Consider the following 13,982-nt stretch of genomic DNA (forward strand, 5'->3'; position numbering starts at 1 on the left):
CTGCTAAAACATACCCCATTTTTATGGATTTGAAACGTGAATTTTTGCGATGACATAACATATAGGTGACAAAACTATAAATATCAATTTCATCTCCGTAATATGACCTTATATTATCGATATAAAATATAATCTTAATTAAGATGCATTGTTGAATATATATAAATGACAATATTAATTATAAAAACCAAATATTATATTATTTTGTTATGCGTTATATGCATCCGCTAGAAATAGCCATATTAGTCAATACATTCAATATGTGATCTTGGTAACGTTTAAAAATCCATGAAACAATATATATTCAAAGAGCAGAAACCACTCTCAAGAATGGAGTCTGTTACATACAAAATATAAATCAAACATATGGATTATATATATAAGGAAGATAACCATTGAATCTCTATGATATCATCATATTAACACATGGTGACGCAGGTAAAGAGTTATTAAACAGTAGTGAAATGATTGTTGGCAAAACGGAAAATACAACGGCTATTTCTCTGATCATCGGGATGTCACCAGAAACGTTAATGGAGCAAACAAGGAAAATACTCAGACCCAATATTAAAACCGTTATCCTTACCGATATATATGGTGGAACACCATCAAATGTAGCGACGGTTCTCTCCAGAGAATACCCTATTCATTGTATTAGCGGCGTAAACCTTGCCATGCTGCTTGAAGCTAATATGTTACAAGACTCCGATAAAGAAATCACCATCGAAGAATATGTTCAATGTATTCATGATGCCGGTAAAGATATGGTTCAAAGTTATCAATTTAATAAAGGATAATAGAATATGAGTATAGTACATGCCCGCATTGATTATCGCCTAATTCATGGACAGGTTATCACCAAATGGCTGAAAAGGAGCAACGCCGATAAAATAATAGTTATTGATGACGAATTATATAATGATCCTTTTTTAGCCGAAGTTTATAAAATGGCGGCCCCCAGCGGCATCGAAGTAATCATGACATCCATTGAGGAAACGACAACCCGCTGGAATGAGAAAAATTTCTATACTGGCAAACTTTTAATCCTTTTCAAATCTATTGATTCAGCATTAAAGACTATTCAGGGCGGATTAGAACTTGAAGAGTTGCAAGTAGGCGGCATAGAAAACATCCCTGGCAGAAAAATCGTCTTTAATCAGATATCAATAAATAAAGAAGATGCAGAAAAACTACAAGTAATAGAAGACAGGAATATTAAAGTTTATTTCCAGACTATCCCAGAAGAAGAACCAGCCAGTCTGCAAAAAATAAAGAATAAGTTACCTTAAAAAGGAGAGGAACTTATGGGCGTTTCTACAGCAATATTGATTGGTTTAGTTTATTGGATATCACAAGCGAAGGTATGGTATGGCTTTTCAATCATGCGCATGCCGTTATCTATTGCCCCCATTATGGGAATTATCTTTGATGATATGCCGACTGCATTATCAGTCGGTGCGACATTACAGATGATCTATATAGGTAGTATTGCTCCTGGTGGGAACCCGCCAGCAGATGAGGGATTGGCCTCCTGCATCGCTATACCTATTGCTCTTACTGCGGGGATAAAACCTGAAATAGCTATTTCGTTGGCAATCCCAATAGGTTTATTAGGGGTTGTTCTCGAAAACGTTCGTAAAACGGTTAATACCACATTTGTTCATATGGCCGATCGCTATGCCGAAAAAGCAGATATCAAAGGGATTCAGCGGGTAGCAACTATCTATCCTATTCTGTTGGCCTTCCCTATGCGCTTCGTTCCTGTTTTCGTTGCCTGTTTGTATGGCCCAGATGCTATTGCCTCATTTGTCAAACTGTTACCCTCCTGGACCACCAACGGCTTAGCTATCGCTGGTAATATTCTTCCAGCATTAGGTTTTGCTATCACTATCATTGTGATCGGTAAAAAACAATACATCCCGTTATTCATCATTGGTTTCTTCTTGGTCACATATTCAGGGCTAAACACCATAGGGATATCCATTTTTGGTTTATGTGCTGTTCTCTTATACATGCAATCAAAAACTGCGAAAGGAACACAAAATGGCTAATAATATCGACTTAAAGGAAGCCGAAAGCTCACCAATTACGAATAGAGATGTGCAGATTGTCTGGTTAAAATGGCATGCTTTCTCAGAAACATCATTAAATTTTGAACGGTTACAGGCTCTAGCCTTTTGTAATTCAATGACAGGGATTTTAGCTAAGCTATACCCAAATGAGAGGGATCTTTCAAAAGCGTTACAGCGCCATTTGACGATGTTTAACACACAAGCTAACTGGGGCTCAGTGGTAAACGGCATCACTATCGCACTAGAAGAAAAAGCATCCCAGGAACCTGAAGAACAGCGAACAGCCACAACCCAATTAGTGACCAGTTTAAAAACGGGGCTAATGGGTCCAGTCTCAGGTATCGGGGATACGTTAGATTTTGGCACATTGCGACCTATTGTTATTGGGGTATGTATTCCTTTTGTATTGCAAGGGTACGTATTAGCCGCATTACTGCCATTGATCTATCAAGTTGTTTATATGTTCTTCGCTAGCCGATTTGCACTTAATATTGGTTATAAAAAGGGGAAAGAGTCAATTTTAGAGATACTCCACTCTGGCAGTATCCATAAAATTATTGAAGGCGCAGGTATGTTCGGCCTGTTGATGATGGGGGCGCTTTCTGCCACTTATGTAAAGATTAAGACACCGCTACATATTACTACTGGTGGGGGGAATACTATTGTCCTGCAGGACATGTTAGACAAAATTGTGCCTAACTTACTCCCCCTGGTTGCGGTTCTCGGTATTTATATATACATCCAGAAGTGTGGACCGCATTTCCTACGAATACTGGTAGCAATCCTCTCTTTAAGCCTTATTTTTTCATTCTTCGGTTTATTGTAATATGAAAAAAATACTTATAACGCCCAGGCCCTTTCTTAGTAAGGGGCAAAAATATCTGGATGAATTACAGGCAGCAGGTTATATCGTCGAATGTAATACGAGCGGCGGACGTTTTAGTAAAGAAGAGTTGATGGTAAAAATTAAAGATGCCGATGCTATTATTACAGGCAACGACCCTTTAGATCAAGACGTTATAGATTGTGCGAAAAAACTAAAAGTAATCTCAAAATATGGTGTTGGTTTAGATAATATTAACGTTGAGTATGCGAACAGCAGAAATATTGTGGTGCATAAAGCACTCAACGCCAATTCTGTATCGGTAGCAGAAATGGCTATTCTAATGATGCTATCCAGTGCCAGAAAGTATGTTGAAATCGAACAACAGGCTAAATGCAGTAATGATGTAAGATTGGTGGGTACTGAGTTACATAAAAAGACATTAGGGCTGATTGGCCTTGGTGCTATTGGCAAACATGTAGCCCACATCGCTAACGCTATGGGTATGGAGATCATCGCATACGACCCTTATATCAATCAGAGTCAGGTTTTTCCGTATATAAACTTTAAAGAGTTAGATGAGGTGTATCAGCTCAGTGATGTTATCTCGCTTCATTTGCCTTTATTAGATAGCACCAGGCACATGATTGACCAGCACGCATTCGAAAAAATGAAACCTTCCGCAATATTGATAAATACTGCACGAGGCGGTTTGATTGATGAAGATAGTTTATACAATGCTTTAATTACTCACAAAATTTCTTTTGCTAGTGAAGATATTGAACTTAAAGAACGAAAAGAAGCAACAAAACAACTCATAAATTACTCGATCACGCCACATGCGGCTTCGTTTACTCAGGAAGCAGATCTTAACACAATTCAAATCTCGATTAAAAATGTTACCAACGAACTGGAGAAAAGATAATGAAAGAACTTAAGGGAATTATTACTGCGATGGTGACACCATTTGATGAAACGGAAAAAATGGATATCCCGGCAGCAAGAAAGATGGCTCGCTGGTTAGTCAACAATGGTGTTCATGGATTATTTATTTGTGGCACCAACGGTGAATTTCATCTGTTATCAGATGATGAAAAAGTAGAACTCACCAAAGCAGTTGTTGATGAAGTGGGTGATGACGTAACTATTTGCGCCGGTGCCGGTTGCTGTAGCACACAGCAAACTATTGCTCTGACTCAACGACTCGTTGATGCTGGCGCAGATTACATTTCAGTTGTAACCCCCTACTATCTGGTGCCTAATCAGGAAGATTTATATAAACATTACTATGATATTGCGGCCAGCACAGCAGCACCTATTATTCTATACAATCTCCCAGGGCAAACGGGCCTAAGTATTGAATACGAAACAGCGAATCGCCTGGCTGATATCGATAATATCGTGGCAATCAAAGATAGCAGTGGCAAATTTGAAGTACAAAAACAGTACCTTGAGATTTCAAAACACAAAAATTTTAAAGTATTGAACGGTTCAGATTCGCTGATGCTTGATGCATTTAAAGAAGGTTCAGTTGCCAGCGTCGCAGCCACATCAAATGTTTTACCGAAGATTGAAGTGGATTTGTATAACTACTTTATCGCGGGGCAGTTGGATCAAGCACAGGAAGAGCGTAATAAGATCGATGCGCTGCGTATGAACATTAAGAAAATGACCGCACCTGCAGTAATGAAAGAGGCTCTTAACTTAATGGGGATCACCGCAGGCATTACCAGAAGACCAATACATATGCCGAATGAAATCATCACTCAGGATATCAAAGAGATGCTGGCAGCCTATAATCTCCTGCCACAATAAGTTATACCGACAGTATTCGGCTGCATTAAGGTGACATGTTTGCCCAGAAACCGGGCAAACATGTCACCTTGTCAGGCGCAGGGGCATCAATCACTTCGGCCCCCCACAACACCAGAGAGGCAAAAGCAAACCAGGCAGAGGAAAGCATGATAGCAGTTTGAAGTTTCAAGACATAAAAAACCCCCGAATGGGCATCCAGGGGTTATAGGGGCAATGCGTTAAACAGCGTGATTACGCTTCGATCGCCGCACGCAGTTTTTTCATTGCGTTCTTTTCAAGCTGACGAACACGTTCAGCAGAGACGCCGTAGCGATCGGCCAGTTCCTGCAACGTCGACTTGTTGTCTTCGTCCAGCCAACGGGCGCGAATGATGTCCTGGCTACGCTCGTCCAGACCCTCCATTGCGTGGGTCAGTTTATTCGCGGCCTGATCTTCCCAGTTATCTTCTTCAATGCCGTCGGCAAAGTTAGATGATTTATCCTGCAGGTACAGAACCGGCGCCATCGGCTGGCTGTCAGACTCGTCGTCTGAAGACATGTCAAACGTCATGTCCTGCGCCGCCATACGGGATTCCATTTCGCGCACGTCTTTGCTGGAAACACCCAGCTCACGAGCAACCATTTCAACTTCGTCCTGATTGAACCAGCCCAGACGCTGCTTGGTTTTACGCAGGTTAAAGAACAGCTTACGCTGCGCTTTGGTGGTCGCGACTTTTACGATACGCCAGTTACGCAGAACGTATTCGTGGATCTCAGCTTTGATCCAGTGCACGGCGAAAGAAACCAGGCGCACACCCACTTCCGGGTTGAAACGGCGCACGGCTTTCATCAGGCCGATATTACCTTCCTGAATCAGATCCGCCTGCGGCAGGCCATAGCCCGCATAATTACGAGCAACATGAACAACAAAGCGCAGGTGAGACAGGATCAGCGTTTTAGCTGCTTCCAGATCGCCCTGGTAATGCAGCTTTTCAGCAAGTAGCCGCTCCTCGTCAGCCGACAACATCGGCCACGCGTTCGCAGCCCGGATGTAAGATTCCAGGTTACCAACAGGGGCTAAAGCTAAATTTTGCATTTCTTTGGTCATTCAAATCCTCTCAATCTTTTCATCTGACGCGTTGGCTAAAACCAATAGCAACAACCATGCCAGAGCTTATGAGCAACGAGAATATCATTCAATCTTTTATCAGACAGTGATTTTATCCACAAGTTCCATGTCGTAATGTGTATAGATTACGCACAAAATGTGACATCACAATGAATACGCTGGGAAGAGATAACAGGGACTCTTTCCCTGCAGAGCGAACTACTCAGTGCAGGGAAAGATTATACCAGAGATTTTTTAATCGGGGGTAAAGTGGCGTAAATGTTGAACCGTGGCAAGCCAGGCTGCCACCCAGCCAATCATCGAGCACACCAGCAGCAATAACAGGCATTCATCGAATGATAAGCCGTTGATATCAAACTTAGTTCCAAAAACCTGCGCCACCTCAGTAACCGCTGACGACAGGCGCATCACCAAAATTTCTGACAAAATCAGTGAAAGAAATGCGCCGGAAAAACCGAGCAGCGCACCGCCGTAGAGGAACGGACGCAGGATAAACCCATCCGTCGCGCCAATCAGTTTCTGCACGTTAATGGTATCGCGACGCGCAAAAATACTCAGGCGCACACTGTTACCGATGACGAGGAAGACCGCCGCTACCATCAGCACGCCAATCATCGCGGAGACGCGTCCGACAAGGCCAGTCAGCGCCGCCAGACGGGCAAACCAGCTGTCATCCATGCGCACTTCATCAATACCGTTGATTTGTGCGATACGGTCGCGCAGCGTGTTCAGCGACTCCGTGCCCTGGAAGTCCAGTTTCGGGATAACTACCGCCACGGCCGGTAGCGGGTTCTCTTCCAGCATATCCAGCGCGCCGCCAAAGCCGGACCAGTTACGGAATTCGCCCAGCGCGTCATCGCGGGAAAGGTAATTCACTTTCTCCACGCCCTGCTCGGCCTGCAACTGACCAACCACCCGCGCCGCTGCATCATCATCCAGCGTTTTTTGCAGGTAAACGGTGATCTGCGGAGAAGGATAATACTGGCTTGCCGCATGGTCGACGTTCTTATAAACCATGTAGCATACGCTTGGCAGCGTCAGGGAGATGGCAATAACCATCACCGTCAGGAACGTCGCCAAAGGCTTGCTTTTCAGGTCCTGTAACGCGCCCTGGAACGCGTAGCGTACCTGCTCGTTAAAGACATTGGTTTTACGCGAGTTCGGCTTTGGCGCGGCTTTCGCCCGCTTTGGCGCGTTACGACCGCCATCTCCCGGCGCGCCGCCCGATTTACGGAAGCGATCCAGTCGGCCACCGAACTGTTTGATTTGATTAATAGCGTCACGTCTATTCATGGGCCAGGCCTCCATGCAGATGTCCATCGCTCAGAACCATTTGGCGATAGGAGCGACGGGAGATCAGGCCAATATCGTGCGTGGCCATTAATACCGTGACCCCGACGCGGTTAAACTCTTCAAACAGGCGAAGGATCCCTTCCGACAACGCGTCATCCAGGTTCCCTGTTGGTTCATCCGCCAGCAATACCGCAGGTTTATTCACTACCGCACGGGCGATGCCCACGCGCTGTTGTTCACCGCCGGAGAGCTGAATAGGGAAGTTTTTCGCTTTGTCCAACAGTCCGACCTTATCCAGCGCCGCTGACACGCGACGACGAATATCGTCCCCGCTGGCGCCCGCGATGATCAGCGGGATTGCCACGTTGTCAAACACGGTTCTGTCCATCAACAGGTGGTGATCCTGAAAAATCATGCCAATCTGACGACGCAGAAACGGCACTTCACGGTTTTTCAAACGGCTGATGTCATGCCCGCTGAAGTAGATTTTCCCGGCGCTGGGCCGTTCAATTCCACAAATCAGCTTCAGCAGGGTACTTTTCCCCGCGCCAGAGTGGCCGGTCAGAAATGCCATCTCGCCAGGCTGCATATGGAAGGTAACTCCCTGCAGCGCTTGTCTCCCACCGAGATAGGCCTTGCTGACATGTTCAAAGCGAATCATTGTTAATCCTCTCGGGCAAAAAGTGCCTCTATAAAATCGTCCGCCTTAAACGGACGTAAATCCTCGATACGTTCGCCCACACCGATATAGCGGATAGGGATGCCAAACTGATCGGCAACCGAGAAGATGACCCCGCCTTTCGCCGTACCGTCCAGCTTAGTCAGGGTGATACCGGTTAAGCCCACGGCTTCATGGAACAGTTTGGCCTGGCTTATCGCATTCTGCCCGGTGCTGGCGTCGATAGTCAGCATAACTTCATGCGGCGCATCTTCGTCGAGCTTCTTCATGACGCGAACGATTTTTTTCAATTCTTCCATCAGGTGCGATTTGTTCTGCAAACGCCCTGCGGTATCAGCGATCAGCACATCTACATTACGCGCCTTCGCCGCCTGGATAGCATCAAAGATGACGGACGCGGAATCCGCGCCGGTATGCTGAGCAATCACCGGGATGTTGTTACGCTGACCCCAGACCTGCAGCTGCTCTACCGCCGCCGCACGGAAGGTATCGCCCGCCGCCAGCATCACCGATTTACCCTGCTGCTCAAACTGACGCGCCAGCTTTCCGATAGTGGTGGTTTTACCCACGCCGTTGACGCCAACCATTAAGATAACAAACGGCGTCTTGCCATCAACATTCAGCGGTTCTTCCACCTTCGCCAGAATCTCGCCCATCTCTTCTTTCAGCAGGCCGTACAGCGCTTCCGCGTCTTTGAGCTGCTTACGGCTGGCACCTTCCGTCAGATTCGCAATAATCTTGCGGGTCGTTTCTACGCCCACGTCGGCGATCAGCAGTTGCTCTTCCAGCTCTTCAAACAGATCATCGTCGATCTTTTTACCACGGAACAGACTGATAAATCCGGAACCAAGGTTTTCTTTTGTTTTCAGGAGGCTGCGTTTCAGACGCGCAAAGAAACCTTCTTTCGTTGGTTTTTCCTGCTCCTGGACTCCCTCTTCTTCTGTCGGTGCTTCTACGGCAGGTTCTTCTACCGGCACCACCATCACGGCTTCTTCAGCAGCCTCAGCAGCCAGCGCCTGCGCTTCCAACTCTTCATCAGTCAGGTGCGGTTCGTTTTCGGCTTCCTCTTCAACCGCCTCAACGATTTCCACGGTTTCCGCTTCGGCCTGCCACTCTTCGGCAGAAACCTCTTCGGTTTTCACCTCTTCCGGCAGCGGCAATTCTTCGCGTTCGATAACCGTCGCCGCTGGCGTTTCCACTACGGGTTCAGCAGCGGGTTCAGCAACCCGCTCAATCTCCGGCTGCGATTGTTCGGCAACAGGTTCTGCTTCCGGCTGCAGTTTTTCGATTTCCGCAACCTGTTCAGTCACTTCAACAACTTCAGCTGCAAAAGCTTCCGTTTCCGCCTCGCTACGGGTTTCCTCGGCGCGCGGCTGTTCGTCAACGACGGTAGTTTCTTCAGCAACCGGTTGTTGTTCTTCGTTTTTTAATTCTGTCTCGTTTTCCGGTGTCTGCTCTTTTTGACCAAAGCCCAGCCAGGAAAAAAAGCCACGTTTTTTCTCTTTCGCCATTTGCGACTACACTCCCCCGCTGTTGCTTCATGGCACAGCGTCAACGCTATGTACATAGCAGCTAAAAAAATGATGAAATAGTCTATCACTTATACCCAATGAATTTCGAGTTACGTCAAGGCGGCAAGCGCACGAATCCCGATGAGCTTACTTTTAGTAAGTGATTCGGGTGAGTAAGTGCAGCCAACGAAGAGGTAACTTGAAAGGCGACGGGTTAACTTAACTCACATCACCGCCTGGAATGACACGTCAGCAGCGGATTGAGCAATAATTGAAATGAAAAAACCGAATCACTCTGGTAGCGGCCAGATCCGCATTATTGGCGGTCAATGGCGTGGCCGTAAACTCCCGGTTCCGAATAGTCCCGGTCTGCGCCCAACCACCGACCGCGTACGCGAAACCTTATTTAACTGGCTGGCCCCGGTAATGGTCGATGCTCACTGCCTGGACTGCTTCGCCGGCAGCGGCGCGCTGGGGCTGGAAGCCCTCTCTCGCTATGCGGCAAATGCGACGCTTCTGGAAATGGATCGCGCGGTATCACAGCAGCTACAAAACAATCTCGCCACGCTGAAAGCCCCCCATGCCCGGGTCGTCAACACCAATACCCTGACATTTTTGGCCCAGACGGGTACGCCGCATAACGTGGTGTTTGTTGACCCGCCGTTTCGCAAAGGATTACTGGAAGAAACATTAACTCTTCTGGAAACTCATGGCTGGCTGGCAAATGAAGCGTATATTTACGTTGAAAGCGAAGTAGAAAACGGTTTGCCGCCGGTTCCGGTGAACTGGTCGCTGTACCGCGAAAAAGTCGCCGGACAGGTCGCCTATCGCCTTTACCAACGTGAAGCACGAGGAGAACACGATGCTGATTAACCTGGGACGCCTGCTGATGTTGTGCGTCTGGGCATTTTTACTACTCAATATTTTCCAACCCTTTCCACGCCCGCTTAACATCTTCGTTAACGTCGCACTGATATTTATGGTGCTGATGCATGGCATGCAACTGGCGCTGTTAAAAAGCACCATGCCTAAAGATGGCCCGCAGATGACCCGCGGAGAGAAAATCCGTATTTTTCTGTTCGGCGTCTTTGAGTTACTGGTTTGGCAGAAGAAGATTAAAGATCAGTTGAAAAAGTAACTGTGATCTTTTCGCCCGGCGGCGCTTAGCAGGCCGGGGCGACAAAATCTCCAGGCCGGACAAAGCGTAAGCTGCCATCCGGCATCAGTCAGATGAAACCTTAGCGTTCACTGTAAAATCAACAAAACGCGAACCTTTGTAACTCAGCGTTCCCTTATCCCCGACCGTTAACGCATGGTACTGCTGGGTATCCAGACGAAACGTCTGCTCGAAGCCGCCACTTTGTGGCTTAAAACTGACTTCATAGCGGATGCTGGTCCCCGCCGGGCTCACTTCCTGCTGGCGGGATCGCCGATCGTTAAGCGGTTTTTCCCGTTTGTTACTCACCACCACCTGCTTTTGCACTAACGGCGCAGTATCATTATCGGCTTTTTCACGCCGCTGCTGAACGAAGCGAAACGACGCAGCAACAACGATTAAGACAATGATAAAAATGAAAAAAAGTGGTGGTTTGCTCATATTATTAACCCATCAGAAAATGCGGAAATAAGCATACATTGCCTGTTATGGTGTTGTCATCTGGCAGTGTCGACCTCTACACTGAACAGTAGAGCCGTGAGCACCCCGCTTACGAAAAAATAACGAATTCAAGGAACTAAGATGCTTTGGTCGTTTATCGCTGTCTGCCTTTCCGCATGGTTGTTCGTGGATGCTTCCTATCGTGGGCCCGCCTGGCAACGCTGGGTCTTTAAACCCCTAACGTTACTCCTGCTGGCGCTGCTGGCCTGGCAGGCGCCAATGTTTAATGCTGTCAGCTATCTGGTGCTGGCTGGCCTGCTTGCCTCGCTGCTGGGCGATGCGCTGACGCTGTTACCGCGCCAACGCCTTTTGTATGCCGTGGGGGCATTCTTCCTGTCGCATCTGCTGTATACCATTTACTTCGCCAGCCAAATGACGCTGTCGTTCTTCTGGCCTTTGCCGTTGGTGCTGGTGGTGCTGGGGGCGTTGCTGATTGCCGTGATCTGGACACGTCTGGAAGAGCTACGCATCGCTATCTGTACCTTTATTGGTATCACGCTGATGATGGTCTGGATGGCTGGTGAGCTGTGGTTCTTCCGCCCGACCGCTCCGGCGCTGTCGGCCTTTATGGGCGCATCACTCCTGTTCATCGGCAACATTGTCTGGCTGGGTAGCCATTACCGTCGCCGCTTCCGCGCCGATAACGCAATTGCTGCCGCCTGCTACTTCGCCGGACATTTCCTGATTGTTCGTTCGTTGTATCTTTAAAACGCTTGACTCTGGAGTCGACTCCAGAGTGTATCCTCCGGTTAATATGAAATGATTATCAACCGGAGGATGCCATGTCGACACCCGATTCCAGTGGCAAAAAAGCCCCACAATTTTCTTCTTTCAAGCTAGCGCCTGCGCCACAAAAGGCTGACGACTGCTGCTGCGAAGGAAGTTGCTCCACCCCACCACCCGTATCCGGTACCGTAATGGGTACCCGCTACTCCTGGAAAGTGGCAGGCATGGACTGTGCAGCCTGCGCCCGAAAAGTGGAGAATGCGGTCCGCCAGGTCAACGGCGTCAACCAGGTCCAGGTTCTGTTCGCCACCGAAAAACTGGTAGTCGACGCGGGTTCCGATATCCGCCTGCAAGTTGAAAGCGCAGTGCAAAAGGCAGGCTATACCCTGCGCGATGAGCAAGCGCCAGACGCCGCCCCCGAGTCGCGGTTTAAAGAGAACCTGCCGCTGATTTCGCTGATTATCATGATGGCGATTAGCTGGGGGCTGGAGCAGTTCAATCACCCCTTTGGCCAGATAGCATTTATCGCCACCACGCTGGTAGGTCTGTATCCCATTGCCCGTCAGGCCCTGCGTCTGATGAAAACCGGCAGCTACTTTGCCATTGAAACGTTGATGAGCGTGGCCGCCATTGGCGCACTGTTTATCGGCGCGACGGCAGAAGCCGCCATGGTGCTGCTGCTGTTTTTAATTGGCGAACGCCTGGAAGGATGGGCCGCCAGCCGCGCCCGTAAAGGGGTCAGCGCACTGATGGCGCTCAAGCCGGAAACCGCCACGCGCCTGCGTAACGGCGAGCGCGAAGAGGTTGCTATCAATACTCTCCAGCCAGGCGATGTTATCGAGGTTGCCGCGGGTGGGCGTTTACCTGCCGATGGCAAGCTGGTCTCCGGATTTGCCAGCTTTGATGAAAGCGCCCTGACCGGCGAATCGATACCGGTTGAGCGCGCCACCGGTGAGAAAGTCCCGGCGGGTGCCACCAGCGTGGACCGTCTGGTAACGCTGGAAGTACTCTCCGAACCGGGTGCCAGCGCCATTGACCGTATTCTGAAATTGATTGAAGAAGCGGAAGAACGCCGCGCCCCCATTGAGCGCTTTATTGACCGTTTCAGCCGGATTTACACCCCAGCCATTATGGCGGTTGCGTTGTTGGTCACCCTTGTACCACCGCTGCTGTTTGCCGCATCCTGGCAGGAGTGGATTTATAAAGGGCTGACGCTGCTGCTGATTGGCTGCCCATGTGCGCTGGTGATTTCCACACCCGCAGCCATTACCTCTGGCCTTGCCGCCGCGGCGCGTCGTGGCGCGTTAATCAAAGGCGGGGCCGCGCTGGAGCAGTTGGGTAGGGTAACGCAGGTCGCGTTTGATAAAACCGGCACCCTGACCATCGGTAAACCGCGCGTCACGGCGATTCACCCGGCAAGCGGTATTGGCGAGGCAGAACTGCTGGCGCTGGCGGCAGCAGTAGAGCAAGGCGCGACGCACCCGCTGGCGCAGGCGATTGTTCGGGAAGCCCAAACGCGCGAACTGACTATCCCTGTCGCAAAAGATCAGCGGGCGCTGGTTGGCTCGGGCATTGAAGCACTGGTCAACGGCGAACGCGTGCTGATTTGCGCCGCCGGTAAGCAGCCTGCCGATGCTTTTGCCGGGCAGATAAGCGAGCTGGAAAGCGCGGGTCAAACGGTGGTGCTGGTGCTGCGTAACGATGCCGTTCTCGGCGTGCTGGCTCTACAGGACACGCTGCGCGACGACGCCCGTAGCGCCATCAGCGAGCTTAATCAGATTGGCGTGAAAGGGGTGATTCTGACGGGCGATAACCCGCGAGCGGCGGCAGCTATTGCCAGTGAATTGGGTCTCGAATTCAAAGCGGGTCTATTACCGGAAGATAAGGTACAGGCCGTTACCCATCTTAACCAACAGTCGCCGCTGGCGATGGTCGGCGACGGCATCAACGACGCTCCGGCAATGAAAGCAGCCACCATTGGCATTGCGATGGGAAGCGGGACCGATGTCGCGCTGGAAACCGCCGATGCCGCCCTGACCCACAACCGCCTGCGTGGTCTGGTGCAAATGATTCAGTTAGCCCGCGCCACCCACGCCAATATTCGCCAGAACATTGCGATTGCGCTAGGCCTGAAGGGGATTTTTCTCGTCACCACGCTGCTCGGAATAACCGGACTGTGGCTGGCGGTGCTGGCAGATACGGGGGCGACGGTACTGGTGACCGCTAACGCGCTGCGGTTACTACGTAAAGGATAATGAGTCTGTGCCGGACGGCTGTTGCATTAGCGCCATCCGGCTAA

Annotated in this window: 15 protein-coding genes; 10 read left to right on the top strand and 5 right to left on the bottom strand. The window is 49.2% G+C overall.

Annotated features, from left to right (window positions below):
- Positions 1-395: 395 nt before the first annotated feature.
- The 6 genes from B9P82_RS12320 to dapA are packed head-to-tail and all read left to right on the top strand — an operon-like array spanning position 396 to position 4,710.
- Positions 396-797, top strand: coding sequence for a PTS sugar transporter subunit IIA (locus B9P82_RS12320; RefSeq protein ID WP_101700396.1), 402 nt, complete (start codon positions 396-398; stop codon positions 795-797).
- A 6-nt stretch (positions 798-803) separates the two neighbouring features.
- The gene (locus B9P82_RS12325; protein WP_049283116.1) at positions 804-1,289 is read left to right on the top strand and encodes a PTS sugar transporter subunit IIB; all 486 of its coding nucleotides are present in this window, start codon (positions 804-806) and stop codon (positions 1,287-1,289) included.
- Between the two features lie 15 nt (positions 1,290-1,304).
- Positions 1,305-2,051, top strand: coding sequence for a PTS mannose/fructose/sorbose/N-acetylgalactosamine transporter subunit IIC (locus tag B9P82_RS12330; protein WP_101700397.1), 747 nt, complete (start codon positions 1,305-1,307; stop codon positions 2,049-2,051).
- Positions 2,044-2,898, top strand: a complete 855-nt coding sequence (locus tag B9P82_RS12335) for a PTS system mannose/fructose/sorbose family transporter subunit IID (RefSeq protein ID WP_101700398.1) — start codon at positions 2,044-2,046, stop codon at positions 2,896-2,898. The genes B9P82_RS12330 and B9P82_RS12335 overlap by 8 nt, the downstream gene beginning before the upstream one ends.
- A 1-nt stretch (position 2,899) precedes the next feature.
- Complete coding sequence (locus B9P82_RS12340) at positions 2,900-3,820, top strand: phosphoglycerate dehydrogenase (RefSeq protein ID WP_101700399.1); 921 nt, start codon at positions 2,900-2,902, stop codon at positions 3,818-3,820.
- Entirely contained in the window at positions 3,820-4,710 is an 891-nt protein-coding gene (gene dapA / locus B9P82_RS12345) for a 4-hydroxy-tetrahydrodipicolinate synthase (protein ID WP_101700400.1), read from the top strand. Before B9P82_RS12340 ends, dapA begins: the two co-directional genes overlap by 1 nt.
- A gap of 231 nt (positions 4,711-4,941) precedes the next feature.
- Here dapA and rpoH read toward each other — a convergent pair whose 3' ends face one another.
- The 4 genes from rpoH to ftsY all read right to left on the bottom strand — a co-directional run bounded on the left by rpoH (position 4,942) and on the right by ftsY (position 9,300).
- Positions 4,942-5,796 carry an RNA polymerase sigma factor RpoH gene (gene rpoH / locus B9P82_RS12350; RefSeq protein WP_005121585.1) on the bottom strand — a complete coding sequence of 285 codons (855 nt, stop codon included), beginning with the start codon at positions 5,794-5,796 and terminating at the stop codon, positions 4,942-4,944.
- Positions 5,797-6,051: 255 nt separating this feature from the next.
- The gene (gene ftsX / locus B9P82_RS12355) at positions 6,052-7,110 is read right to left on the bottom strand and encodes a permease-like cell division protein FtsX (RefSeq protein ID WP_016154839.1); all 1,059 of its coding nucleotides are present in this window, start codon (positions 7,108-7,110) and stop codon (positions 6,052-6,054) included.
- Positions 7,103-7,771 carry a cell division ATP-binding protein FtsE gene (gene ftsE / locus B9P82_RS12360; protein WP_003023420.1) on the bottom strand — a complete coding sequence of 223 codons (669 nt, stop codon included), beginning with the start codon at positions 7,769-7,771 and terminating at the stop codon, positions 7,103-7,105. The genes ftsX and ftsE overlap by 8 nt, the downstream gene beginning before the upstream one ends.
- A 2-nt stretch (positions 7,772-7,773) precedes the next feature.
- A complete protein-coding gene (gene ftsY, locus B9P82_RS12365; protein WP_101700401.1) occupies positions 7,774-9,300 on the bottom strand; it encodes a signal recognition particle-docking protein FtsY in 1,527 nt (508 codons plus the stop codon).
- A gap of 276 nt (positions 9,301-9,576) precedes the next feature.
- On the opposite strand from ftsY, the gene rsmD reads away from it, so the two are divergent.
- Positions 9,577-10,173 carry a 16S rRNA (guanine(966)-N(2))-methyltransferase gene (rsmD, locus tag B9P82_RS12370; RefSeq protein ID WP_016154841.1) on the top strand — a complete coding sequence of 199 codons (597 nt, stop codon included), beginning with the start codon at positions 9,577-9,579 and terminating at the stop codon, positions 10,171-10,173.
- Positions 10,163-10,438, top strand: a complete 276-nt coding sequence (locus tag B9P82_RS12375) for a DUF1145 family protein (RefSeq protein ID WP_016154842.1) — start codon at positions 10,163-10,165, stop codon at positions 10,436-10,438. Before rsmD ends, B9P82_RS12375 begins: the two co-directional genes overlap by 11 nt.
- An 84-nt stretch (positions 10,439-10,522) precedes the next feature.
- Here B9P82_RS12375 and B9P82_RS12380 read toward each other — a convergent pair whose 3' ends face one another.
- Entirely contained in the window at positions 10,523-10,897 is a 375-nt protein-coding gene (locus tag B9P82_RS12380; RefSeq protein WP_101700402.1) for a DUF2500 domain-containing protein, read from the bottom strand.
- A gap of 141 nt (positions 10,898-11,038) precedes the next feature.
- Here B9P82_RS12380 and B9P82_RS12385 point away from each other — a divergent pair, with 141 nt between their 5' ends.
- Complete coding sequence (locus B9P82_RS12385) at positions 11,039-11,665, top strand: lysoplasmalogenase (RefSeq protein ID WP_016154844.1); 627 nt, start codon at positions 11,039-11,041, stop codon at positions 11,663-11,665.
- Positions 11,666-11,739: 74 nt separating this feature from the next.
- The gene (gene zntA / locus B9P82_RS12390) at positions 11,740-13,938 is read left to right on the top strand and encodes a Zn(II)/Cd(II)/Pb(II) translocating P-type ATPase ZntA (protein WP_047358183.1); all 2,199 of its coding nucleotides are present in this window, start codon (positions 11,740-11,742) and stop codon (positions 13,936-13,938) included.
- Positions 13,939-13,982 lie beyond the last annotated feature (44 nt).

This window comes from Citrobacter sp. L55, assembly GCF_002850715.1.
GTDB classification, from domain to species: Bacteria; Pseudomonadota; Gammaproteobacteria; order Enterobacterales; family Enterobacteriaceae; genus Citrobacter; species Citrobacter braakii.

What these genes read in the sequence shown, in the direction of transcription:
- ftsE (WP_003023420.1), bottom strand. Translation starts at nt 7,771, where the DNA reads ATGATTCGCTTTGAACATGTCAGCAAGGCCTATCTCGGTGGGAGACAA.
- B9P82_RS12385 (WP_016154844.1), top strand. Translation starts at nt 11,039, where the DNA reads ATGCTTTGGTCGTTTATCGCTGTCTGCCTTTCCGCATGGTTGTTCGTG.
- B9P82_RS12375 (WP_016154842.1), top strand. Translation starts at nt 10,163, where the DNA reads ATGCTGATTAACCTGGGACGCCTGCTGATGTTGTGCGTCTGGGCATTT.
- B9P82_RS12380 (WP_101700402.1), bottom strand. Translation starts at nt 10,897, where the DNA reads ATGAGCAAACCACCACTTTTTTTCATTTTTATCATTGTCTTAATCGTT.
- ftsX (WP_016154839.1), bottom strand. Translation starts at nt 7,110, where the DNA reads ATGAATAGACGTGACGCTATTAATCAAATCAAACAGTTCGGTGGCCGA.
- B9P82_RS12330 (WP_101700397.1), top strand. Translation starts at nt 1,305, where the DNA reads ATGGGCGTTTCTACAGCAATATTGATTGGTTTAGTTTATTGGATATCA.
- B9P82_RS12325 (WP_049283116.1), top strand. Translation starts at nt 804, where the DNA reads ATGAGTATAGTACATGCCCGCATTGATTATCGCCTAATTCATGGACAG.
- rsmD (WP_016154841.1), top strand. Translation starts at nt 9,577, where the DNA reads ATGAAAAAACCGAATCACTCTGGTAGCGGCCAGATCCGCATTATTGGC.
- B9P82_RS12340 (WP_101700399.1), top strand. Translation starts at nt 2,900, where the DNA reads ATGAAAAAAATACTTATAACGCCCAGGCCCTTTCTTAGTAAGGGGCAA.
- rpoH (WP_005121585.1), bottom strand. Translation starts at nt 5,796, where the DNA reads ATGACCAAAGAAATGCAAAATTTAGCTTTAGCCCCTGTTGGTAACCTG.
- dapA (WP_101700400.1), top strand. Translation starts at nt 3,820, where the DNA reads ATGAAAGAACTTAAGGGAATTATTACTGCGATGGTGACACCATTTGAT.
- B9P82_RS12335 (WP_101700398.1), top strand. Translation starts at nt 2,044, where the DNA reads ATGGCTAATAATATCGACTTAAAGGAAGCCGAAAGCTCACCAATTACG.
- ftsY (WP_101700401.1), bottom strand. Translation starts at nt 9,300, where the DNA reads ATGGCGAAAGAGAAAAAACGTGGCTTTTTTTCCTGGCTGGGCTTTGGT.
- zntA (WP_047358183.1), top strand. Translation starts at nt 11,740, where the DNA reads ATGTCGACACCCGATTCCAGTGGCAAAAAAGCCCCACAATTTTCTTCT.